This window comes from Rugamonas fusca, from assembly GCF_014042365.1.
Taxonomy (GTDB): Bacteria; Pseudomonadota; Gammaproteobacteria; order Burkholderiales; family Burkholderiaceae_D; genus Rugamonas; species Rugamonas fusca.
Window position 1 is genome coordinate 68413 of sequence record NZ_JACEZS010000007.1, and the last position, 22569, is coordinate 90981.

The following is a 22569-nucleotide window of genomic DNA, read 5'->3' on the forward strand; positions in this document are numbered from 1 at the left end:
ATTGGCTGCAAACTTTCGCTTAGTGCAATGTTTTCCCCTATGATGACGGCATGAAAACAAGCACTTATCCAACGCGCAGCGCGTGGCGCTATGTGGCCGGCGGCTGGCTGGCGCTGGCCTTGTTCGATGCGACCCAGACCGTGGTGTCGATGCGCGCCATGGGCATGCATCACGCCTGGTTGACGCTGTTTCTCGTGACGGCGGCGTCCTGGGCGCCGTGGGCGGTGCTGACGCCGGTCATCCTGGGCTTGCTGGGACGCTTACCCCTGCCGTCCAGCAAGCTCCTGTCCTGGTGCGTGCATGGCGCCACCTGCCTGGCCGTCGGCCTGGCCTGGGCCACATGGGCGGCATTGCTCGAGCACGCGACCAACCCCTACGCCTACGCGGCCGGCCCGGGCGCCTTCGCGCCCCTGTGGAAGGGAAAATTCCTCGGCACGGTGGTGGTCGATGTGCTGCTGTATGGCGCCATCGCCGCGCTCAGCATGACGCTTGCCGCCCACAACCGGCTCTGGCATCAGCGCGCCGCCAGCGCGCGACTGGCCGAATTGCTGGCGCGGGCGCAACTGGCCTCGCTGCGCCTCCAGCTGGAACCGCATTTCATCTTCAATGCGCTCAACGCCGTCACGGCATTGATCCGCGAACAAAAGGACCAGGAGGCGATCACGGCCATCGCGGCGCTCGGTGATTTGCTGCGTCGCGTGACAGACCGCTCGCAGCGCCAGTTCGTCAGCATGGAGGAGGAGATCGACTTTCTGCGCAAATACCTGGACATCCAGCGCATGCGTTTCGCCGAACGGCTGCGCTACCAGATCGACGTTCCCGCTGAACTGATGCGGGCCCAGGTGCCCGATTTCATCGCCCAGGCGCTGGTGGAAAACGCCATCAAGCACGGCATCGCCAAGCGCGCCCGCGGTGGTGAAGTGCGCGTGTCCGCCGCCTGCGATGGCGCCACGCTGACGTTGCGGGTCGCCAACGATGGCCCGCCATTACCGGCGCAGCCACAGGAGCGCGTTGGCCTGTCCAACACCCGGCAGCGGCTACTGGCCCTGTTTGGCGAGGCGTCGGCCCTGACGCTGCAAAACCATGGGCGCGATGGCGTGCTGGCGACCATCACCCTGCCCTATCGCCTGCCCGCATGAATGCCAAACCGCCGCCATTGCGCGCCCTGATCGTCGACGATGAGCCGCTCGCGCGCCGCAATATCGCCGCCTTGCTGGCGCGCGATCCGGGCATGATCGTGGTGGGGCAATGCGGCTCGGCCGACGAGGCGATCGCGGCCATCGCCAGCGCGACACCCGATCTGGTGTTCCTTGACGTGGAAATGCCGGAATGCGATGGCTTCGAACTGCTGGAACGCCTCGGCCCGGCGCCAGCGTTCGCGATCGTGTTCGTCACCGCCCACCATCAATTCGCCCTGCGCGCCTTTGAAGTGGGCGCTTTGGATTACCTGTTAAAGCCGTTCGATGACCAGCGCTTTGAACGTGTCCTGGCGCGCGCAAAGGAACGCCTGCGCATATCCGGTGAAACCCGGCGCTTCATCATCAAGAACGGCAACACGCTGGAGGTGGTGAAGTTCGGCGATGTCGACTGGGTCGAGGCCAGCGATTATTACGCCACGCTGCATGTGGGAAGCCGCACGCATCTGCTGCGCCGCAGCCTGGCCGACCTGGACCTGTTGTTGGCGGCGCATGGCTTCGTCCGCATACACCGCTCCACCATCGTCAATCTGGACCGCATCGCCTCGCTGGGCATCCGTGAAGACGGCGAGTATGAAGTCGTCCTGCAATGTGCCCAGCGCTTGCGCATCAGCCGGCGCTACCGCAAGCCGGTGCTGGCATTGCTGGCATCCACGCTGTAGCAGCGGCAAGAACCATTTTTCGAGCACGCCGGCAATGAAGTTCAACTTTGAACTATAATGTTCAAAGTTGAACCATTATCGGGAGTCCCGCCATGAATCTGTTCGTTCGCCTGTTCTATGTGCTGATCACCACCCTGTTCCGCCCGCGCCTGCCCGTGGGCCCGGCCACCAGCGAACTGGCGCTGATGACCATGCCCAACGACCTGGACCTCAACCTGCATGTCAACAACGGCCGCTACCTGACGTTGTGCGACCTGAACCGGGTCGACCTGTTCATCCGCTCCGGCCTGGCCAAGCTCATGCTCAAGCATGGCTGGATGCCCGTGATCACCGAGCACACGATGAACTACCGCAAGCAATTGGGTCTGTTCCGCCGCTTCAAGGCCAGCCTGGAACTGACCCATTGGGATGAACGGCACTTCTTCATGACGCACCGCTTCACCATCGGCGACAAGCTGATCGCCGAGGGCACGTCGAAGGGGCTGTTATTGGGCAAGCAGGGCGTGGTGGCGCCCGAGGTCGTGATCGCGGCCTTGCAGGCGCGCCGCGATGGCCACGCCTGAATCAAACGCCGATTACAGCAGCGCTTCCAGCTGGGAGGAGACGCGCTCCATCACGCGGTGTATCGTGGCCAGCTCCGCCTCCGACGACCCGGCCACCATGGCGTGCACCACCTCGGCCTGGATCTTCATGGCTTGCTGCGCCAGCGCCATGCCGGCCGCCGTCAAGGTCAGGCGCTTGGTGCGGGCGTCGTCCGCGTCCATATCGCGCGTGACGAGGCCGCGCTCCTCCATCTGCGACAGCAACATGCTCACGCCGCTCTTGGTAATGAAGCAGCGCGCGGCCAGCTCGCGCTGGCTCAGGCCGGGCCGCGTGGCCAGCGTGGCCAGCACTTCCAGGTCGCCCACCCGCAGGTGGATCTCGGCCAGCCGCTTGCTGACCACCGCCTCGCACAGATTGTAGGCGCGCACGGTCGACAGCCACGCCTGGGTGCCGTGTGGCGACGAGGGCGGCTTCATCCCTGCCGCACCTTGTTCAGCAGCTTGGTGGTCGAGCGGTCATGTTCAAAGTCGATGGCGATGGCCTGGCCACCGTAGGCCAGCACGGCCTGCCCTTCCGGGATGGCCCGCATGTCATAGTCGCCGCCCTTGGCGTAGATGTCCGGACGCGCTTCCAGCACCACCTGCAGCGCCGTATCCTCGTCGAAATCGACCACCAGGCTGACCGATTCCAGCGCGGCCAGCACGGCCATGCGGTCGGCGCAGCTGTTGAGCGGACGGTCGTCGCCCTTGCCCAGCCGCTTGACGGAGGCGTCCGTGTTGGCCGCCACCACCAGCGCGGCGCCCAGCGCGCGCGCCTGCGCCAGGTAGGTCACGTGGCCACGGTGCAGGATGTCGAACACGCCATTGGTCAATACGACGGGCTTGGGCAGCGCGGCCACGCGCGCGGCCAGTTGTTCACGGGTGCAAATCTTGTTCTCAAAAACGGGCATGGCGGTTTTTCGTTCAGTGATGCGGCCGGGGCCAGGGTTTATTCGTCTTCTTCCTCGTCATCGATCTGCATGCTGAGCTCGCCAGCGGACGAGCCCGCAGTCGCGCCGTGGCGGTCGCCGCGCAGCTTGATCTGCAGCCGCAGGCCATTGGCCGAATCGGCGTTGCGGATCGCTTCGTCGTAGCCGATGTAACCCTTATTATAAAGTTCATACAGGGCCTGGTCGAAGGTGCACATGCCCAGCTCGCGCGACTTGTGCATGATTTCCTTGATCGACTGGAAATTGCCCTTGAAGATCATCTCGGCGATGGTCGGCGTGTTGAGCAGGATTTCGATGGCCGCCTTGCGGCCCTTGCCATCCTCGGTGCGCACCAGCCGCTGCGAGACGATGGCGCGCAGGTTGGACGACAAGTCCATCAGCAACTGGTTGCGCCGCTCCTCGGGGAAGAAGTTAATGATGCGGTCCATGGTCTGGTTGGAGTTGTTCGCGTGCAGCGTGCCCAGGCACAGGTGGCCCGTCTCGGCGAACGCGATCGCGTGTTCCATGGTTTCCGTGTCGCGGATCTCGCCGATCAGGATCACGTCGGGCGCCTGGCGCAAGGTGTTCTTGAGCGCGTTGTGCCAGGACAGCGTATCCACCCCCACTTCGCGGTGGGTGATCAGGCAGCCCTTGTTCTTGTGCACATACTCGACCGGGTCTTCCACCGTGATGATGTGGCCGGCCGAATTGGCGTTGCGGTAATCGATCATGGCCGCCAGCGTGGTCGACTTGCCCGACCCCGTGCCGCCCACCACCAGCACCAGCCCGCGCTTGGTCATGATGACTTCTTTCAGGATCTCGGGCAGGTCCAGCTTTTCGAAGGTGGGAATCTCGGAGGCGATGGTGCGGATCACCATGGCCACGTTCTGCTGCTGCACGAACACGTTGACGCGGAAGCGGCACACGTCGGGCAGCGAGATGGCGAAATTGCATTCCATCTCGGCCTCGAACTCGGCGCGCTGCTTGTCGTTCATGATGGACAGGGCCAGCGCGCGCGTGATCGGGCCGCTCAGCTTTTGCTGGCTGAGCGCCTTCATGGCGCCCTGCGATTTCATGCTGGGCGGGAAGTCGGCGGAAATGAACAAATCCGAGCCGCCCGTGTGGTGCATCACCTTGAGCAGCTTGTGCAGATAATCCCGCGCTTCATCGGGGCCAAAAGTGGAGGACATGCGAACCTTTCAATCTATCGTTAGCGCGACACGGCCAGCACCACGGCCATACCGCGCCATTATATCGACGGCGCCTGGCGCCGCCGCTTTTTCATCAATGACACACCGCTTGACATTGGCCTCTTTATATCATTGCGTCCCCGTAATGCCTGTGTTCAAATACCTTTATGACACTGACCGAACTGAAATATATCGTTGCTGTTGCACGAGCGAAACACTTCGGCCACGCGGCCGAAGCGTGCTATGTGGCCCAGCCAACGCTCTCGGTAGCAATCAAGAAGCTCGAAGACGAGCTCGGTGTCGTATTGTTTGAACGGGGCGGCGCGGAAATCTCCGTCACCCCGCTGGGCGCGCAGATCGTGGCCCAGGCCGAGCGCGTGCTGGAACAGACGGCCGCCATCAAGGAACTGGCCAAGCAGAACAAGGACCCGCTGGCCGGCCCCCTGCGCCTCGGCGTGATCTACACCATCGGTCCCTATTTGCTGCCGCCGCTGGTGAAAGCCATGATCGCCAACGTGCCGCAGATGCCCTTGATCCTGCAGGAAAATTTCACCGTCAAATTGCTCGAAATGCTGCGCCAGGGCGAACTGGACGCGGCCATCATGGCCTTGCCGCTGCCTGAACATGGCATGGCCGTGCAAGCGCTGTACGACGAACCGTTCGTGGTCGCCATGCCGCCCCAGCACCCGTGGGCGCGGCGTGCGGCCATCGCGGCCGAGGATTTGAAGACGGAAAACATGCTGCTGCTGGGCAACGGCCACTGCTTCCGCGACCAGGTGCTGGAAGTGTGCCCCGAGATGGCGCGCTTCTCCTCGCCCGGCAACGGCATGCAGCGCACGTTTGAAGGTTCGTCGCTCGACACCATCCGCCACATGGTGGCCTCCGGCATCGGCCTGACGGTGCTGCCGCGCGCCTCCGTGCCGGACATGGACAGCGAGGATGGCATGCTGCGCTTCCGCCGCTTCACCCAGCCCGAACCGTCGCGCCGGGTGGTGATCGTGTGGCGCAAAAGCTTCACCCGCAAGGCCGCCATCGACGCCATCTGCGCCGCCGTGGCGCAATGCCACCTGCCCGGCGTCACCCCGCTGCCGATGGACGCCCACTGAGGCCCACCGGGAGCCAGCCCCCCGCCCCTGACGCGACGCTCCAGGATTTGCGATAATCGCGTTTTGCCCTGCAACGGAACGTCCCCATGAACAAGCTGGAGCTGTACGCGCGCCTGCTGCGCCTCGACAAACCGATCGGCACCCTGCTGCTGCTGTGGCCCACGCTGAGCGCGCTGTGGCTGGCCTCGGGCGGCAAGCCGGACTGGAAGCTGGTGGTTATCTTCTCGCTGGGCACGCTGCTGATGCGGTCGGCCGGCTGCGCCGTCAACGATTACGCCGACCAGGATTTCGACAAGCACGTCAAGCGCACGGCCCAGCGCCCCATCACCAGCGGCAAGGTCAGCGGCAAGGAAGCGCTGGCCATCGCCGCCGTGCTGGCCGTGCTGTCGTTCGGCCTGATCCTGCCGCTCAACGCGCTGACCAAGCAACTGTCGGTGGCCGCCGTCATCATCGCCGCCACCTACCCCTACTTCAAGCGCTTCTTCGCGCTGCCCCAGGCTTACCTGGGCATCGCGTTCGGCTTCGGCATCCCGATGGCCTTCGCCGCCGTGCAGGGCACGGTGCCGCCGCTGGCCTGGGTGATGCTGGTGGCCAACGTGTTCTGGGCCCTGGCCTACGACACGGAATACGCCATGGTGGACCGCGACGACGACTTGAAGATCGGCATCAAGACTTCCGCCATCACCTTCGGCCGCCACGACGTGGCCGCCGTCATGTTCTGCTACGGCGCCAACCTGACGCTGCTGCTGGCCTGTGGCTGGCTGCTGGGCCTGCGTGCCTGGTTCGTTACGGGACTGCTGGCAGCGGCCGCCATAGCGGCGTACCATTACACCTTGATTCGGGGCCGTGAGCGCGACGCCTGCTTCTATGCGTTCCGCCACAACAACTGGCTGGGCGCGGCGGTGTTCGCCGGCGTGGCCCTGGATTACGCGCTGCGCTAAGCAACACATTCCGCGCGTTCCACACCCGCTTGATCTGGCGCACAGCGCCGCTGGCGCAGCAACTTATACACTGGGCATTTCACGATGTAGTAATCCACCTTACCAGGGAGTGAACATCATGGAACAGACTGTGCAACAAGGAAATGGCGCTGTGCACGGCAGCATGGGCCAAAGCCAGGCCGCCAGCCACGAGGCGCGCGAAAAACTGATGAATGACTTGAAGCAGGTGATCGGCGACGCCGAGAGCTGGCTCAAGGAAGCCAAGCGCAACGCGGCCCACAACGCCGGCGAAGCGCAAGCCCGCTTCGATGACACACTGCGCACGGCCAAGTCGGACTTGCTGCGCCTGCAAGACAGCATGGCCGCGCGCGGCAAGCTGGCGGCCCAGTCGGCCAACGGCTACGTCAAGGGCCACGCATGGCAAGCCGTGGGCCTGGGTGCGGCCGTGGGCGTGATCGCCGGCCTGCTGCTGGCGCGCCGCTGAGCTGGCCTGCCTGAGCAGCGCTTCCCATCCACCGCACCGCCATCGGCCGCCGGCCACGCCTTGCGCTGGCTGGCCGCGCCGCGGCGCCGCAACTCAGCGGTTGCCCGGCTCGGGCGGGCGCAGCTCAGCCAGCTTGTACTTGGCGCGCAATTGCTGCAATAACGGCCGTTCGCGCTGCAGGAACTGGCTGAACTGCGCCACCACCTCCTCGTGCCGCAAACTCGAGAGCCGAAAATCGCTGCGCGCATGCGGCAGGGCGGGATCGAACTGCAGGCCGCCGGGCGCCTTCAATTCGTTCTCCAGCAAATAATTGGCCACGTCCACGTTGACATACACGGCGTCGAGCTGGCCAGCCAGCGCGCGGCGCAGCAAGCCGTCGAATCGGCTGCTGGTGGTCACGGCGATGGCCTTGCTGTCGATGGCAGACTGGTAGGGCCAGGGCGTGAAGCCCAGCACTGTTCCCAGGGAATGGATGGCGCTCAAGGGCCGCCCCTTGTTCTGCGGCAGCACCACCGCCCCTTCCTCCGACGTCACCACCACATCGCTGTAGCTGACCTTGAGCGAACCGCGCAACTCCTCGCGCCATTTCGGGTGGTCCGGATACTTGAAGTCCAAGATTTGTTCCTTCAGGAACGCCGCATACAGCCGGTTGATGGGCAGCGGCACGTAACGGAAGGTATAGCCTTGCTGGCGTGCGAACGCGTCCAGTACGTCGCGCGCGTAGCCCGTGTAGTTGTTGTGGGCGTCCGTGCTATGCAGGGGAAAATATTGCAGGTTCTCTACACCGACCGTGTAGGTGCGGGCAGGCACGGGTTCGGCCCTGCCCGCGCCGGCCGGCAGGGCCAGGCAGCAGGCGGCGGCCAGCAACAACTTCCGCATCGTCATCGTCATTCCCTTGCGAGGTGGGGAGGGTCATCGGGCCAGTGGCCGGGCTGGACCTAGCATAGCCAAATTCCCGGCGCCGCGCCACCATGCCATAATGATGCCGTACTGTGCGGTTGCCACCGCGCCACTTCCCGACCCGGACCGTCATGTCGCTTCGCTTGCCCTATCGTCTGCTCGCCGTGTTGGCGGCCTGCGCCGCCCTGATCCCCGCCCGGGCGGCGGAAGTGAGGATGGCGTTCGGCGAGAAAATCCCCCCGTTCTGTTTTCCTGAAACGAATTCCGGCATCGAGCTGGAAGTGATCGGCGAGGCGCTGGCCTACCGCGGCCATGTGCTCAAGCCCCAGTATTTCCCGTTCGCCCGCGTGCCCGTCGCGTTCAAGGGGAGGATGGTGGACGCGGCCATGACGGACCTGGGCGAGGACCTGACGGCCGCCGGCGGCAACTATGGCGACCCGGCCGTCCTGTATGACAACGTATTCATCAGCCTCAAGGATCGTCACCTGGTGATCCACACGCCGCAGGACTTGCGGGGCCTGCGCGTGATCGCCTTCGCCGGCGCCGCCAAGCGCTATCCAGCCTGGCTGGGGCCGGTCAAGGACGCGGGCCTGTACTTCGAGCAGAACGACCAGGCGCTGCAGGTGCTCACGCTCGACAAGGGCCGCTATGACCTGGTGCTCAGCGACCGCAACATCTTCAAGTACTTTACGTTGCAGCTCAAGCGCGAGCACGGCGTGCCGCTCAAGCCGATCCAGGAACACAGCTTCGTCAAGCTTAACCCCATGGATTACCGTCCCGTGTTCCGCGACAGCCACGTGCGCGACGACTTCAACGCCGGCCTCAAGCACTTGAAGGAAACGGGGCGCTACAACGCCATCTACCAGAAATACCTCGGTGACGACAAAAGCAATTAAGCGGGTCAGCTAAACGCGCTGCACCAGCCGCCAGCCAGCACCAGCTTGCCGGGGAACAGCGGACAACCACCTTTGCCATCCGGGCCGTCCTCGTAGATCTGGCATTTGGAACATTGCTGGTCGGGCTGGTGTTCGGGGTATTTGGCCTGGTCCACGCGGGCCGTCTCGGCCACATAGCCGAACTCCAGCGCCTTGGGGTCGTCCTCGCGCAGCAGCGTGCGTTCGTCGGCCATGGCCAGCCGGCCCAGGCCGGCGGCAGCCAGGCCCGCCACGGCCTGCATGATGAAGATTCTGCGATTGGCCATGTTGGCTCCCGATTGTTGTGTAGCCGCCATCATACTATCGACCAGCGGGCCGGTGTCGCCGCCGCAACAAAACAGGACGAATGTCCAAAATGCGCATTACAAAGTGCCAGGCCACGGCTATACTTCCTGAGCCATACACTGCACACCAATAAAAAAACAAGGGGACAGTTTCATGCACAAGGCACTGGGCGCGCTCGCGCTTTGCGGTTCCGTTTGCCTGTTGACGTCATGCGGCAAAACGGCCGATACCCCGGCCGGCGCCAGCGCCGACGCCACGTTCCAGCAGCACTTGCAGGAGCAGTTGCTGGACGCCAAGCCGGGCGACGTCATCACCATCCCGGCCGGCCACTACCACCTGAACAGCGGCCTCACGCTGCGCGCCAACGGCGTCACCGTGCGCGGCGCCGGCATGGACCAGACCGTGCTCTCGTTCAAGGGCCAGGTGACGGGGCCGGAAGGCATGCTGGTGTACGCCAGCGACTTCACCATCGAAGGCCTGACCATCGAGGACAGCAAAGGCGACGGCCTGAAGATCAACGACGGCGACCACATCACGATCCGCAAGGTCAAGGTGCAATGGACGGGCGGCTCCAAGGTCAGCAACGGCGCCTACGGCATCTACCCGGTCAAGACGAAGAACGTGCTGATCGAGGATTGCGTGGCCATCGCCGCCTCCGACGCCGGCATCTACGTCGGCCAGTCGCACGACGTGGTGGTGCGCCGCTCGCGCGCCGAGCAGAACGTGGCCGGCATCGAGATCGAAAACACCGTCAACGCCGACGTGTATGACAACGTGGCCACCAACAACACCGGCGGCATCCTCGTGTTCAACATGCCCAACCTGTCGCAGGCCGGCTACGCCACGCGCGTGTTCCACAACAAAGTCGACAAGAACAACCTGGGCAACTTCGCCGCGCGCGGCACGGCCGTGGCCAGCGTGCCGGCCGGCTCGGGCGTGGTGATCAACTCCAACTCCAAGGTCGAGATCTTCGACAACGACATCACGGACAACCAGACCGCCAACGTCATCATCTCCAGCTACCACTCGACTGGCTACTACACGGAGAAAGGCGTGGCGGCCGGCTACGATCCCTATCCCAAGGCCATCTTCGTGTACGGCAACCGCTTCAAGGGCGGCGGCGATTCGCCCGACGGCCTGGACCTGAAAGCCTTGAAGCTGGCCATGTACGGCTTGACGGGCCATTTGCCCGACGTGCTGTGGGACGGCTACGTGGACACCAGGCTCCTGGTGAATGGCAAGCTGCCGGCCGAGGCGCGCATCTGCATCCAGGACGGCGTGGACGTGCTCAACGCCGACGGCCCGCACAAATACCAGAACCCGAACAAGGACACGGCGCCCTACCGCTGCCAGCTGGCCAAGCTGCCGCCGGTGACCATCCCGCAACTGTCGGCCACCTGAACCCAAGCAAGCAGGTAATCACCCATGATGTCCGCCCCACTTGGCCGCCCATGGCGGGCGGCCGCCCTGGCCCTGTGCGCGCTGGCCCTGACGGCCTGCACGCGCGGCCAGCCGCCCGTCGAATTCATCACGGACGGCAATCCCCCCAAACTGAGCGACTGGCATTTGATGGCGGCCGATGGCGGCCGGCTCGTGCTCAACACCGGCGTCGTTCCGTATGATCTGAACACGCCGCTGTTCACCGACTACGCCCAGAAGCTGCGCACGCTGTGGATGCCCAAGGGCGCCAGCGCCGCCTACCAGCCCGACGCCGCATTCGACTTCCCGGTCGGCACCATCATCTCCAAGACCTTCTTCTATCCGCGCGAGCCGGGCAAGGCCGACGCCGTGCTGGCCACCTACGACAGCAGCCGCAACGGTGGCGAGCGTCTCGACCTGGCCAACGTCCGGCTGATCGAAACGCGGCTGCTGGTGCGCCGCAAGACGGGCTGGATCGCCCTGCCCTACGTGTGGAATGCCGAGCAGACCGACGCCGTGCTGGCCCGCACCGGCCAGCAAGTGCCGCTGGACGTGCTGCATGAAGACCACAGCCGCCAGCCGCTGACCTACGTGGTGCCCAATGTGAACCAGTGCGCCTCGTGCCACGTGGCCGACCTGAAGACGCGCCAGTTCCAGCCCATCGGCCCGAAAGCGCGCCATTTGAATCGCGACTACACGCATGACGGTGTGACGGAAAACCAGCTCACCTACCTGAGCCGCATCGGCTACCTGACGGGCGCGCCCGCGCCGCAGGCCGCGCCGCGCAACGCCAACTGGCGCGACGACAAGCAGACACTGGACGCGCGCGCCCGCGCCTACCTCGACATCAACTGCGCCCACTGCCACAACGACAAGGGCGCGGCCAACACCACGGCGCTGCACCTGAACATGGGCGCGCCGGCCAACCTGCACCTGGGCTTATGCAAACCGCCGGTGGCGGCCGGCGCCGGCACGGGCGGCCGGCAATACGGCATCATGCCGGGCAAGCCGGACGAATCGATCATGCTGTACCGGCTCGCCTCGGCCGAGACGGGGGTGATGATGCCGGAGCTGGGACGCGGCTCCGTGCACGCGGAAGGCGTGGCCCTGATCCGCGCCTGGATCGCCGCCATGCCGCCCGGCTGCGACCAGCCTTAACCCCAAGCAAAATCGGGGACGTAACACGGTTTTCCCATGCGGGAAAACCGTGTTACGTCCCCGATTTTGCTTGGGGTCGTCCCTAACTTCGCGGCCTGGAATCAGGCGGCGCCGCCCAGTTCGTCGCCGAGCTCCTTGCCGCGCTGGGCCGCCGCTTTCACGGCCGTGACGATGGCGGCCTTGACGCCGCTCGCTTCCATGCTGGTCAACGCCGCATACGTGGTGCCGCCCTTGGACGTGACACGCTCGCGCAGCAGCGACACCGGCTCGTCCGATTGCGCGGCCAGTTGCGCCGCGCCCGTGAACGTGGCCAGCGCCAGTTGCTTGCCCTGCTCCGCGCTCAGGCCCAGTTCCGCCGCTGCCTGCTGCATCGCCTCGATGAAGTAGAACACGTAGGCCGGGCCGCTGCCCGAAACAGCCGTCACAGGATCGATCTGCGCTTCGTCGTCCAGCCACACGGTCTGGCCCACGGCCTTCAGGATGGCGTCGGCCGCGTCCTTCTGCGCCGCGCTCACGCCGGCCGTGGCCACCATGCCCGTGATGCCTTGCCCGATCAGGGCCGGCGTGTTGGGCATGCAGCGCACGATGGCGCCGTAGCCGCCCAGCCAGCGCGACAAATCGGCGGCGCGGATGCCGGCCGCGATCGACAGCACCAGCGGCGGCGTGGTCTGGTCCAAGAGCGGCAGCAACTGGGCCGCCACTTCACGCATGCTTTGCGGTTTGACGGCCAGCACGATCACGTCGCGTCCCGCCAGTTCGGTGCCGGCGGCGCTGGCCGTGGTCACGCCGAACTTGCTGCGCAGCTGCTCCAGCGCGGCGCCGTTGGGGTCGACCACGTGGATGTTGGCGCCCGCCGTCAGCTTGCCTGCCAGGCCCGCGATCAGGGCCGATGCCATGTTGCCGCCGCCGATAAATGCAATCTTCATGTCTATCTCTCGTTTTTAGTGGTAGTTGCGTGATCCGAAAATGGCGCTGCCCACGCGCACGATGGTGGCGCCTTCGACGATGGCGGCCCGCAGGTCGGCCGACATGCCCATCGACAGCGTGTCGAGCCCCAGGCCGCCAGCGCGCAGCTGCTCGTACAGCGCGCGCAGCTGGGCGAACGGCGCCCGCTGTTGTTGGTACTCGGCGGCCGGCTCGGGGATGGCCATCAGGCCGCGCAGCCGCAGGTTGGGCAGCGTGGCCACTTGCGCGGCCAGCGCGGCCACTTCCTCAGGCGCGACACCGCTCTTGCTGGCTTCACCGCTGATGTTCACCTGCAGGCAGATATTGAGCGGCCCCTTGTCCGGCGGGCGTTGTTCCGACAGGCGTTGGGCGATCTTGAGCCGGTCCACCGTGTGCACCCAGTCGAAATGTTCGGCGATGGGCCGGGTCTTGTTGCTCTGGATGGGGCCGATGAAGTGCCATTCCAGCGCGGCGCCCGGCGCACCGGCGGCCACGGCGGCGATCTTGTCGAGCGCTTCCTGCAGGTAGTTTTCACCGAACGCCAGCTGGCCGGCGCGCACCGCTTCCAGTACCGCCTCCGGCCCGAACGTCTTGGACACCGCCAGCAACTGGACCGCGCCGGCCGGGCGGCCGCTTTCTTGTAATGCGGAAATAATTGTGCCGGCTATAGCTTGCAAGTTCTGGGCGATTGTGGACATAATCAATGAGGAAACAGTGGTATGCGGACAGGTTAAGAATTCGGCTGAACAACGCCGCGCCGGTGAGCCGTCCCGGCGCGCGCCCGACAACAGGCACAGGGATTATAAATGGACATTTCAGAACTGCTGGCATTCTCGGTCAAGAACAAGGCCTCGGACTTGCACCTGTCGGCCGGCTTGCCGCCCATGATACGGGTACACGGCGATGTACGGCGCATCAATCTGCCGCCGCTGGAGCACAAGGACGTGCACGGCATGATCTATGACATCATGAACGACGGCCAGCGCAAGGCTTACGAGGAAATGCTCGAATGCGACTTCTCGTTCGCCATCCCTGGCCTGGCGCGCTTCCGTGTCAACGCCTACAACCAGGAACGGGGCGCGTCGGCCGTGCTGCGCACGATTCCGTCCAAGATCCTGAGCCTGGAAGAACTGAACTGTCCCAAGATCTTCGCCGAACTGGCGCTCAAGCCGCGCGGCCTGGTGCTGGTGACCGGGCCCACCGGCTCCGGCAAATCGACCACGCTGGCGGCCATGGTCAACCACGTCAACGAGAACGAGTATGGCCACATCCTCACCATCGAAGACCCGATCGAATTCGTGCACGAATCGAAGAAGTGCCTGATCAACCAGCGCGAAGTGGGACCGCACACGCTGTCGTTCAACAACGCGCTGCGCTCGGCCCTGCGCGAAGACCCGGACGTGATCCTGGTGGGCGAATTGCGCGACCTGGAAACCATCCGCCTGGCCCTGTCGGCCGCCGAGACGGGCCACCTGGTGTTCGGCACGCTGCACACCTCGTCGGCCGCCAAGACCATCGACCGTATCGTCGACGTGTTCCCGGCCGATGAGAAGGAGATGGTGCGCGCCATGCTGTCCGAATCGCTGCAGGCCGTGATCTCGCAGACGCTGCTCAAGACCAAGGACGGCTCCGGCCGCGTGGCCGCGCACGAGATCATGGTGGCCACGCCGGCCATCCGCAACCTGATCCGCGAAGCCAAGATCGCGCAGATGTATTCGGCCATCCAGACCGGCAGCAACATGGGCATGCAGACGCTGGACCAGACCCTGACGGACCTGGTGCGGCGCAACGTGATCTCGTCGGCCGCCGCCCGTTCGGCCGCCAAGACGCCGGACAACTTCCCCGGCTGAACATCGAACGCCGGGGTCAGGTCCGGCAATCGGACATGGGCGACGCCCATGTCCGATTGCCGGACCTGACCCCGCCCCAAAACAATCAGGAGCCCACCATGGAACGCGACCAGGCATCCAAATTCATGTTCGACCTGCTGCGCCTCATGCTCAGCAAGAAGGGCTCGGACTTGTTCATCACGGCCGGCTTCCCGCCCGCCATCAAGATCGACGGCAAGATGACGCCCGTCTCGGCCCAGGCCCTGACGGCCGCCCACACGGCCGATCTGGCGCGCTCGATCATGAACGACAAGCAGACCGCCAGTTTCGAGCTGACCAAGGAAGCGAACTTCGCCATCAGCCCCGGCGACCTCGGACGGTTCCGCGTCTCGGCCTTCGTGCAAATGAGCTCCGTGGGCATGGTGCTGCGGACCATCACCAGCGAGATCCCTAAGCTCGAAGACCTGGGCCTGCCGGAAGTGCTGAAGGAAGTCGTGATGGCCAAGCGCGGCCTGGTGATCATGGTGGGCGCCACCGGGTCGGGCAAATCGACCACGCTGGCGGCCATGGTGGGCTACCGCAACGAGAACAGCTACGGCCACATCATCACCATCGAAGACCCGGTCGAATATGTCCACCCGCACAAGAACTGCATCGTCACCCAGCGCGAAGTGGGGGTGGACACGGACGACTGGGAAGTGGCGCTGAAAAACACGCTGCGCCAGGCGCCGGACGTGATCCAGATCGGCGAGATCCGCGACCGCGAGACCATGGACCACGCGATCGCCTTCGCCGAGACGGGCCATTTGTGCCTGGCCACGCTGCACGCCAACAGCGCCAACCAGGCGCTGGACCGCATCATCAACTTCTTCCCCGAGGAGCGCCGCCAGCAGCTGCTGATGGACCTCTCGCTGAACCTGAAGGGCATGATCTCGCAGCGCCTGGTGCCGCGCAAGGAAAGCAAGGGCCGCGTGGTGGCGATCGAGATCATGCTCAATTCGCCGCTGATCTCGGACCTGATCTTCAAGGGCCAGGTGCATGAGATCAAGGAACTGATGAAGAAGTCGCGCGAACTGGGCATGCAGACGTTCGACCAGTCGCTGTTCGACCTGCACGAGGCCGACCTGATCACCTACGAAGACGCATTGCGCAACGCCGACTCCGTGAACGACTTGCGGCTCGCCATCAAGCTGGAAGGCAAGGCCGCCAAGACGCGCGACCTGTCGGCCGGCACCGAACATTTGGGGATCATCTGATGCACACCATTTTCGACCTGGAAGCGGACACCCTGTCCGGCAAGCCCGTCAGCCTGGGCCAGTACAAGGGCCAGGTGCTGTTGATCGTCAACACGGCCAGCAAGTGCGGCTTCACGCCCCAGTACCAGGGCCTGGAAGCCGTGTACGAACAATTCAAGGACAAGGGCGCCGTGGTGCTGGGCTTCCCGTGCAACCAGTTCGGCGCCCAGGAACCGGGTTCGGCCGACGAGATCGGCGCCTTCTGCGAAAAGAACTACGGCGTCACCTTCCCCATGTTCGCCAAGGTGGACGTCAACGGCAGCCAGGCCCACCCGCTGTTCAAGCAGCTCAAGAAGGAAGCGCCCGGCCTGCTGGGCACGGAAGGCATCAAGTGGAACTTCACCAAGTTCCTGGTGCGCAAGGACGGCACCGTCTACAAGCGCTACGCGCCGGCCACCAAGCCCGAAGAACTGATCGCCGACATCGAAAAACTGCTGGCCGAATAGCGCTCGCCGCCGCCCTTGCTTGCAATGCGCTAGCGAGCGTGCGGGCCGTCCCCCCCTGTCGTGGCGCGAACTTTACAAACGGCAAAATAAAATGCTGGCGGATTAACTTTTCGGTAATAATGAAGGTGGATTCATTCGCCCGATCACATCGACCGTTTATGCCGTTGCTGCGCCAATTACTGTCGCGCTGGATGCGGATGGGAAGCTATTCCCGCCTGTTCCTGCCGATCTTCGTCATCATCGCCGTCGTCACGGGCGTGCGCTACACGCTGCTGGTGGACGGCGAATCGCAGGCGGCCGGCGCCCGCTACCGGCAACAGGCGCGCGAACTGGAAAGCTACCTGAGCACGGCCCTGCAACCGGCGCTGGCCGCGCGCGACCGCGCCGCGCTCGACGCCACGCTGGCCGGTGCCCTGCTGCTCAATGCAGACGTGGCCGACGTCCATCTCGACTATCCCGCTGGCCACCTGGAAGCGCTGCGCGCCGCGCCCGCGCCGGTGCGCCATCCCGACTGGTTCGCCGCGCTGGACACGGTGCCGGCGCTGGCCATGGAACGGACCATCGGCCCGCGCACCACGCTGGCGCTGCGCTTCTCGCCGACCGCGCCGCGCAACGCCGTATGGCACACGGTGCGCCAGCAAGCCGTAATCTCGGCCATCAACATCACCATCATCTACGCGCTGCTTGGCCTGCTCGTGTGCCTAAACCAGCGCATGCTGCGCCGGCTGGAACTGGCCACCAACCGCTTCCAGAATGGCGACTACGGCGTGCGCATGCCCGTGCGCGGTACGCTGGAGGCACGCGCGCTGGCCCGCACCTTCAACAACATGGCCGAGAAAGTGGCCGCGCTGGTGCAGACGCTGCGGCGCAGCCAGCAACAGCTGCGCGAGGAGAAGGAACGCATCGAAGTGACGCTGGCGTCGATTGGCGACGCCGTCATCACCACCGACACGGCCGGCCGCATCGCCACCATCAACGCCGTGGCGCAGGCGCTCACGGGACGCAGCGAGGAACAGGCGCGCGGCATGGAGCTGCACCAGGTGTTCGTGCTGGCCAATAACTTCGGCCAGCACACGCTGCTCAAGGCCACGGACGCCATCTGCGCCGGCGGCGACGCCGTCAAGATGCTCAACCAGGCCTTGCGCCATACGTCGGGCGAACTGGCCAACATCGAATACACGGCCGCCGCCATCCGCTCGGCCAGCGGCGCCGTGCACGGCATGGTGCTGGTGTTCCGCGACGTGAGCGAGCGGCGCCAGCTGATCCAGCAGATGTCGTGGCAAAGCAACCACGACGTGCTCACCGGCCTGCCCAACCGCAGCGCGCTGGCGGCCCGCTTCGAACACGAGCTCGCGCGCGCCCGCGAAAACCAGTACCAGCTGGCCGTGTGCCTGTTCGACCTCGACCACTTCCAGCACGTCAACGACAGCCTGGGCCAGGCCGTCGGCGACGCCCTGCTCAGGCAAGTGGCCAGCCGCCTGCACCAACTGGCCGAGCAGCGCCAGTACGTGGCACGCCTGGGCGGCGACGAATTCGTATTGCTGCTGCCGGCGCTGGGCGAGCGCGGCACCATCGCCGCGCTGCTGCAACGGCTGCTGGCGGCGCTCGAGCGCGACTACCTGTGCGAAGGCGAAGTGGTGAAGATGTCGGCCAGCGTGGGCGTGGCCATCTACACGGGCAACGAAGCGAGCGCCGATCAGCTACTGCGCCATGCCGACCAGGCGCTGTACCAGGCCAAGCTGACGGGCCGCAAGCGCTACCACTTCTTCGACGCCGACCTGGACGAGCAGGTGCGCACCCACCACAACCGCCGCACGGAAGTACGGGCCGCGCTGCGCGCCGGCCAGTTGCGGCTGCACTACCAGCCCAAGCTGGACATGCGCTCGGGCCGCATCATCGGCATGGAGGCGCTGCTGCGCTGGCAGCACCCGGTGCGCGGCATGGTGGGGCCGATGGAGTTCCTGCCCATCGTCGAGCACAGCGACATCATCGTCGACATCGGCGAATGGGTGCTGCGCGAGGCGCTGCGCCAGTTGCAGGCCTGGCGCACGCAAGCGCCGCACTGGGTAGTGAGCGTCAACATCGCGGCCCGCCACTTCCAGCGCGCCGATTTCGTCGAACGCCTGGGCGCCATCCTGGCCGAATTCCCGGACGTGCCACCGGCCATGCTGGAACTGGAAATCCTCGAATCGTCGGCCTTGTCGGACGTGGCCCACGTGCGCACCGTCATGCAGGCCTGCCAGCGGCAAGGCATCAGCTTCGCACTCGACGATTTCGGCACCGGCTATTCGTCGCTGTCCTACCTCAAGCGCCTGCCGGCGGACACGCTCAAGATCGACCAGAGCTTCGTGCGCGCCATGCTGGTGGACCCGGAAGACCTGCACCTGGTGAGCGCCATCATCAACCTGGCGCGCTCGTTCGGCATGCGCATCATCGCCGAGGGCGTGGAGACGGTCGAACACGGGGCCATGTTGATGCGCCTGGGTTGCGACCTGGCCCAGGGCTACGGCATCGCCCGTCCCATGCCGGCCGACGAGGTGCTGGCCTGGGTGGCCGCGTTCGACAGCGCCCCGCTCTGGCAGGCCGCCGCGCAGCTGCCGCCGATCGTCACATTGCGCGGCGCCGATGCCGAAGGCGGCGCCCAATTCCCGCTGTTCGCGCCGGGCTGAATTCAACAACACATGGAGTACGACATGAAGCACAACCTGCTGGCAGCTTGCCTGCTGATGATCACCAGCGCCACCAGCGCCCTCGCCGACGAGGCCACCGACTGCAGCGCCGCCGCCGGTTCCTACCGCACCGGCGTGGTGGTGCGCGGCCCCGCGTTCGCCCACGGCCAATACCGCAAGGGCGTGGAGCTGTCGCACACGCACCTGACCATGAAGGCGGACCAGGATGGCCGCATCTACGACGTGGCCATCGACAATGTGTTCGTGCCCGGCTTCGACCGCAACCAGAGCGGCATTCCCGCGCCATTGAACGCGATTCACGTGAATGACAGGATCGGCGTGTGCGGCCAGCTTTATACCAAAGGCGTGGGCATCCACTGGGTGCACACCAACTGCGGCAAGCGGCCGACACCCGCCCATCCGGATGGCTGGCTCAAGGAACTCAAGCCGGACGGTACGCCCGGTCCCAGCGTGACGGGCAATCCGGCCTTCTGCCCGATCTTCAAGAGCCGCTGACTTAGCCCGCGGTGCAAGGCCAGAATTGGCAAAATTAGGGACGGACCCCAATTAGCGCCAGCGCTAATTGGGGTCCGTCCCTAATTTTGCCAATTTCGGTCCAGCGCCGCGCCATGGCGGATTCGCTTGCCATATCCCGATGTGTAAGATATTCTTTACACGTGAAAACGAAAACATTACCACTTGACGGAGACCGGCTGCTGGCCATGCTGTCGGCGCTGGCCAACCCGCACCGGCTGCGCATCATCGCCACGCTGGAATCGGGCGGGCGCAACTACGTCAGCCAGCTGGCGCGGGAGCTGGGCATCAGCCGCCCGCTGTTGCACCTGCACCTGCAAAAACTGGAGGATGCGGGGCTGGTGACGAGCCAGCTGGAACTGTCCCCGGACGGCAAGGCGCTCAAATTTTTCGAAGCGGCGCCATTCGACATCGAACTTACCCCGGCCGCCATCGCCCAGGCCGCGCAGTCCCTGACCAACAATACCGAAACATAGAGGCCATCATGTCTGAAAGTGTGTTCCTGATTACGATCATCCTGCCGCTGATCACCGTCCTGGCGGTGTTCGCCATGCGCTACTATGCCGCCATCCAGCAGGCCAAGGCACGGCTGGCCAACGACAACGCCTACCGCCAGATCGCCGAGCAGGCGGCCGCCGCGCAAGCGGAAACGGCGCGCCGGCTAACGTCCATGGATGCCACGCTGACGGACCTGAAATCCCGCCTGGCGACGGTCGAAAAAGTGCTCAAGGAAGTCGAATAAAGCAGCGCCGGCGCGTTAGGAAGCCAGCGCCCGGTCGATCAGTTCGATCCAGTGCTGCACCGGCGTTTGCGTGCCCGATTGCAGGTGGGCCTGGCAGCCCACGTTGGCCGACACAATCACTTGCGCTTCCGTCGCGGCCAGGTTGGCCAGCTTGCGGTCACGCAGCTGCAGCGACAGTTCCGGCTGCAGCAGCGAGTAGGTGCCGGCCGAACCGCAGCACAAATGGCTGTCGGCACACAGCTTCACATCCACGCCAGCGGCGCGCAGCACGCCTTCCACCTTGCCGCGGATCTGCTGGCCATGCTGCAGCGTGCACGGTGGATGGTAGGCCACCCGCTCACTGATCCTGCCGCGCAGCCGGCGTCCCAGTTCCTCCTCGAATTCCGGCATCACCTCGCTCAGATCGCGCGTCAACGCCGAGATGCGTTCGGCCTTGGCCGCATACACCGCATCGTGCGCCAGCAGGTGGCCATATTCCTTGACGGTGGCGCCGCAGCCGGACGCCGTCATCACGATCGCTTCCACGCGCGGCGCGCCGTCCGTGCCTTCCACGTAGGGCCACCAGGCGTCGATGTTGCGGCGCATGTCGTCCAGGCCGCCGTCCTGGTCGTTCAGATGGTAGCGCAGCGCGCCGCAGCAGCCTGCCCTGGGGGCGCTCAGCAACTGCACGCCCAGCGCGTCCAGCACGCGCGCCGTGGCGCTGTTGATGTTGGGCGCCATGCCCGGCTGCGTACAGCCTTCCAGCACCAGCATCTTGCGCGCGTGCGTGCGGGCGGGACGCTGGCCGGCGCCGTGCGCATGCGGAATCTTGTCCTGCAAAGGCTTGGACAGCAAGGGCCGCAGCAACTGGCCCGCCTTGAGCGCCGGGGTGAACACCCAGCTGCGCGGCAGCGCTTCCTTGAGCACGGCGCGCTTGAAGCGCTCGGCCAGCGGGCGCTGCACGCGCTGCTCCACCACCTTGCGGCCGATGTCGACCAGCCGGCCGTACTTGACGCCGGACGGGCAGGTCGATTCGCAGTTGCGGCACGTCAGGCAGCGGTCCAGGTGGCTCTGGGTCTTGGCCGTGACGGGCGCCCCTTCCAGCACCTGCTTGATCAGGTAGATGCGCCCGCGCGGCCCGTCCAGTTCATCGCCCAGCAACTGGTAGGTGGGACAGGTGGCCGTGCAAAAGCCGCAGTGCACGCAGGCGCGCAGGATGGCGTCGGCTTCCTCGCCGTCGCGGGTGTTCTTGATGAAATCGGCGAGATCAGTTTGCATGGTGCTCCATCAGTACATGCGGCCGGGGTTGAAGATGCCGGCCGGGTCGAAGCTGGCCTTGAGGCGCTGGTGAATGGCCGCCACGGCCGGCGCCAGCGGCTGGAACACACCCGCCTTCCGGTCGCCGCCGCGGAACAGCGTGGCGTGCCCGCCCACGGCCGCCACCGTGCGGCGGATGCTGGCCGCGTCGCCGCCGGCCACGCGCAGCCAGCGCTGCGCGCCGCCCCACTCGATCAACTGTTCGCCTTTCAGCACCAGCGCGCTGGCCGTGGGCGGCACGGACAGCCGCCACAACTCGCCGCCATCGAAGAAGGCGTGGCGCTGGTCGCGCAGGCTGGCCCAGAACGCGCCATCATCGTCCACCGGCTGGCCACCGAGCCTGCGCCGCGCGGCCGCCACGGCCGCCTCGGCCCCGGACAGGCGCAGCGACAGGATGCCGTCGTGCCAACAACTGGCCGAGATGGGCAGCGGCTGCCCCCCCCACTCATTGAGGCGGCGCAGCGCGTCGATTTCCGACAATTCGAAGCGCACGCTGGCCTCGCACACGGGCTGCGGCAGCACCTTGAGCGACACGTCCAGGATCAGGCCCAGCGTGCCGAGCGAGCCGGCCAGCAGGCGCGAGACGTCATAGCCGGCCACGTTCTTCATCACCTGGCCGCCGAAGCACAGCAATTCGCCGTGCCCGTCCATCAGGGCCGCGCCCAGCACGAAATCGCGCACGGCGCCGGCGCTGGCGCGGCGCGGGCCGGACAACGCTGCCGCCACCACGCCGCCGATGGTGGAGGCGGCGCCGTAGCGGGGTGGTTCGAAGGCCAGCATCTGGCGCCGTTCGGCCAGCAGCGCCTCGATCTCGGCCAGCGGCGTGCCGCAGCGGGCCGTGATCACCAGTTCCGTCGGTTCGTAGGCCAGCACGCCGCTGTAGGCTCGCGTGTCGAGCAACTCGCCGGTGGGCATGTTGCCGTACCAGTCCTTGGTGCCGCCGCCGCGCAGGCGCAATGGGGTGCCGGCGGCCGTGGCGGCGCGGATCCGCTCCTGGTATTGATTGATGATCGCTTGCAAAGGGACT

The 22569-nt window shown here is 65.5% G+C and carries 25 protein-coding genes; 16 read left to right on the forward strand and 9 right to left on the reverse strand.

Translation table 11 applies throughout. The features are described 5' to 3' along the window. The first annotated feature begins 50 nt into the window (after positions 1-50). From H3H36_RS09945 to H3H36_RS09955, 3 genes are all read left to right on the forward strand, one after another. Positions 51-1139, forward strand: coding sequence for a sensor histidine kinase (locus H3H36_RS09945; protein WP_182216866.1), 1089 nt, complete (start codon positions 51-53; stop codon positions 1137-1139). Next, complete coding sequence (locus H3H36_RS09950) at positions 1136-1858, forward strand: LytR/AlgR family response regulator transcription factor (protein WP_182216868.1); 723 nt, start codon at positions 1136-1138, stop codon at positions 1856-1858. Before H3H36_RS09945 ends, H3H36_RS09950 begins: the two co-directional genes overlap by 4 nt. 92 nt (positions 1859-1950) lie before the next feature. After that, a complete protein-coding gene (locus H3H36_RS09955) occupies positions 1951-2421 on the forward strand; it encodes an acyl-CoA thioesterase (RefSeq protein WP_182216870.1) in 471 nt (156 codons plus the stop codon). A 12-nt stretch (positions 2422-2433) separates the two neighbouring features. Here H3H36_RS09955 and H3H36_RS09960 read toward each other — a convergent pair whose 3' ends face one another. Genes H3H36_RS09960 through H3H36_RS09970 form a run of 3 tightly spaced genes read right to left on the reverse strand, consistent with a single transcriptional unit; the run spans position 2434 to position 4558 of the window. Then, the gene (locus H3H36_RS09960) at positions 2434-2877 is read right to left on the reverse strand and encodes a MarR family winged helix-turn-helix transcriptional regulator (RefSeq protein ID WP_182216872.1); all 444 of its coding nucleotides are present in this window, start codon (positions 2875-2877) and stop codon (positions 2434-2436) included. After that, positions 2874-3350 carry a D-glycero-beta-D-manno-heptose 1-phosphate adenylyltransferase gene (gene rfaE2 / locus H3H36_RS09965; protein ID WP_182216874.1) on the reverse strand — a complete coding sequence of 159 codons (477 nt, stop codon included), beginning with the start codon at positions 3348-3350 and terminating at the stop codon, positions 2874-2876. Before rfaE2 ends, H3H36_RS09960 begins: the two co-directional genes overlap by 4 nt. Before the next feature lie 38 nt (positions 3351-3388). After that, positions 3389-4558, reverse strand: a complete 1170-nt coding sequence (locus H3H36_RS09970) for a PilT/PilU family type 4a pilus ATPase (protein ID WP_182216878.1) — start codon at positions 4556-4558, stop codon at positions 3389-3391. Between the two features lie 167 nt (positions 4559-4725). On the opposite strand from H3H36_RS09970, the gene H3H36_RS09975 reads away from it, so the two are divergent. From H3H36_RS09975 to H3H36_RS09985, 3 genes are all read left to right on the forward strand, one after another. Beyond that, positions 4726-5664, forward strand: coding sequence for a hydrogen peroxide-inducible genes activator (locus tag H3H36_RS09975; RefSeq protein ID WP_182216880.1), 939 nt, complete (start codon positions 4726-4728; stop codon positions 5662-5664). A gap of 86 nt (positions 5665-5750) precedes the next feature. Further along, complete coding sequence (gene ubiA, locus H3H36_RS09980) at positions 5751-6605, forward strand: 4-hydroxybenzoate octaprenyltransferase (RefSeq protein ID WP_182216883.1); 855 nt, start codon at positions 5751-5753, stop codon at positions 6603-6605. A gap of 118 nt (positions 6606-6723) precedes the next feature. Continuing rightward, complete coding sequence (locus H3H36_RS09985) at positions 6724-7089, forward strand: ElaB/YgaM/YqjD family protein (RefSeq protein WP_229219843.1); 366 nt, start codon at positions 6724-6726, stop codon at positions 7087-7089. A 93-nt stretch (positions 7090-7182) separates the two neighbouring features. Here H3H36_RS09985 and H3H36_RS09990 read toward each other — a convergent pair whose 3' ends face one another. Further along, positions 7183-7974: a substrate-binding periplasmic protein gene (locus H3H36_RS09990; protein WP_182216885.1), complete on the reverse strand. Its 792-nt coding sequence runs from the start codon at positions 7972-7974 to the stop codon at positions 7183-7185. A 146-nt stretch (positions 7975-8120) separates the two neighbouring features. On the opposite strand from H3H36_RS09990, the gene H3H36_RS09995 reads away from it, so the two are divergent. After that, on the forward strand, positions 8121-8885 hold the full coding sequence (locus H3H36_RS09995; RefSeq protein WP_182216889.1) for a substrate-binding periplasmic protein: 765 nt from the start codon (positions 8121-8123) through the stop codon (positions 8883-8885). A gap of 5 nt (positions 8886-8890) precedes the next feature. Here H3H36_RS09995 and H3H36_RS10000 read toward each other — a convergent pair whose 3' ends face one another. Beyond that, complete coding sequence (locus tag H3H36_RS10000) at positions 8891-9190, reverse strand: high-potential iron-sulfur protein (protein ID WP_182216892.1); 300 nt, start codon at positions 9188-9190, stop codon at positions 8891-8893. A gap of 172 nt (positions 9191-9362) precedes the next feature. Between H3H36_RS10000 and H3H36_RS10005 the strand changes: the two genes are divergently transcribed. Both H3H36_RS10005 and H3H36_RS10010 read left to right on the forward strand, forming a co-directional pair. Then, the gene (locus H3H36_RS10005) at positions 9363-10610 is read left to right on the forward strand and encodes a parallel beta-helix domain-containing protein (protein ID WP_182216894.1); all 1248 of its coding nucleotides are present in this window, start codon (positions 9363-9365) and stop codon (positions 10608-10610) included. 24 nt (positions 10611-10634) lie between these two features. Further along, a complete protein-coding gene (locus H3H36_RS10010) occupies positions 10635-11786 on the forward strand; it encodes an SO2930 family diheme c-type cytochrome (protein ID WP_229219844.1) in 1152 nt (383 codons plus the stop codon). A gap of 101 nt (positions 11787-11887) precedes the next feature. On the opposite strand, the gene proC is transcribed toward H3H36_RS10010, so the two are convergent. Both proC and H3H36_RS10020 read right to left on the reverse strand, forming a co-directional pair. After that, positions 11888-12712: a pyrroline-5-carboxylate reductase gene (gene proC, locus H3H36_RS10015; RefSeq protein WP_182216897.1), complete on the reverse strand. Its 825-nt coding sequence runs from the start codon at positions 12710-12712 to the stop codon at positions 11888-11890. 15 nt (positions 12713-12727) lie between these two features. Next, positions 12728-13429: a YggS family pyridoxal phosphate-dependent enzyme gene (locus H3H36_RS10020; RefSeq protein WP_182216899.1), complete on the reverse strand. Its 702-nt coding sequence runs from the start codon at positions 13427-13429 to the stop codon at positions 12728-12730. Positions 13430-13537: 108 nt separating this feature from the next. Here H3H36_RS10020 and H3H36_RS10025 point away from each other — a divergent pair, with 108 nt between their 5' ends. From H3H36_RS10025 to H3H36_RS10055, 7 genes are all read left to right on the forward strand, one after another. Next, on the forward strand, positions 13538-14581 hold the full coding sequence (locus H3H36_RS10025) for a type IV pilus twitching motility protein PilT (protein WP_182216902.1): 1044 nt from the start codon (positions 13538-13540) through the stop codon (positions 14579-14581). 98 nt (positions 14582-14679) lie between these two features. Next, positions 14680-15816, forward strand: a complete 1137-nt coding sequence (locus H3H36_RS10030; RefSeq protein ID WP_182216904.1) for a PilT/PilU family type 4a pilus ATPase — start codon at positions 14680-14682, stop codon at positions 15814-15816. Further along, positions 15816-16301 carry a glutathione peroxidase gene (locus H3H36_RS10035; protein ID WP_182160445.1) on the forward strand — a complete coding sequence of 162 codons (486 nt, stop codon included), beginning with the start codon at positions 15816-15818 and terminating at the stop codon, positions 16299-16301. The genes H3H36_RS10030 and H3H36_RS10035 overlap by 1 nt, the downstream gene beginning before the upstream one ends. A gap of 197 nt (positions 16302-16498) precedes the next feature. Then, a complete protein-coding gene (locus H3H36_RS10040) occupies positions 16499-18970 on the forward strand; it encodes a putative bifunctional diguanylate cyclase/phosphodiesterase (protein ID WP_182216906.1) in 2472 nt (823 codons plus the stop codon). Positions 18971-18994: 24 nt separating this feature from the next. After that, on the forward strand, positions 18995-19486 hold the full coding sequence (locus H3H36_RS10045; RefSeq protein ID WP_182216908.1) for a hypothetical protein: 492 nt from the start codon (positions 18995-18997) through the stop codon (positions 19484-19486). A gap of 161 nt (positions 19487-19647) precedes the next feature. Continuing rightward, a complete protein-coding gene (locus H3H36_RS10050) occupies positions 19648-19980 on the forward strand; it encodes an ArsR/SmtB family transcription factor (protein ID WP_311196617.1) in 333 nt (110 codons plus the stop codon). Positions 19981-19988: 8 nt separating this feature from the next. Beyond that, entirely contained in the window at positions 19989-20246 is a 258-nt protein-coding gene (locus H3H36_RS10055; RefSeq protein ID WP_182216912.1) for a hypothetical protein, read from the forward strand. Positions 20247-20261: 15 nt separating this feature from the next. On the opposite strand, the gene glcF is transcribed toward H3H36_RS10055, so the two are convergent. Both glcF and glcE read right to left on the reverse strand, forming a co-directional pair. Further along, entirely contained in the window at positions 20262-21503 is a 1242-nt protein-coding gene (gene glcF / locus H3H36_RS10060; RefSeq protein WP_182216914.1) for a glycolate oxidase subunit GlcF, read from the reverse strand. 9 nt (positions 21504-21512) lie between these two features. Continuing rightward, entirely contained in the window at positions 21513-22562 is a 1050-nt protein-coding gene (gene glcE / locus H3H36_RS10065) for a glycolate oxidase subunit GlcE (RefSeq protein ID WP_182216916.1), read from the reverse strand. Positions 22563-22569 lie beyond the last annotated feature (7 nt).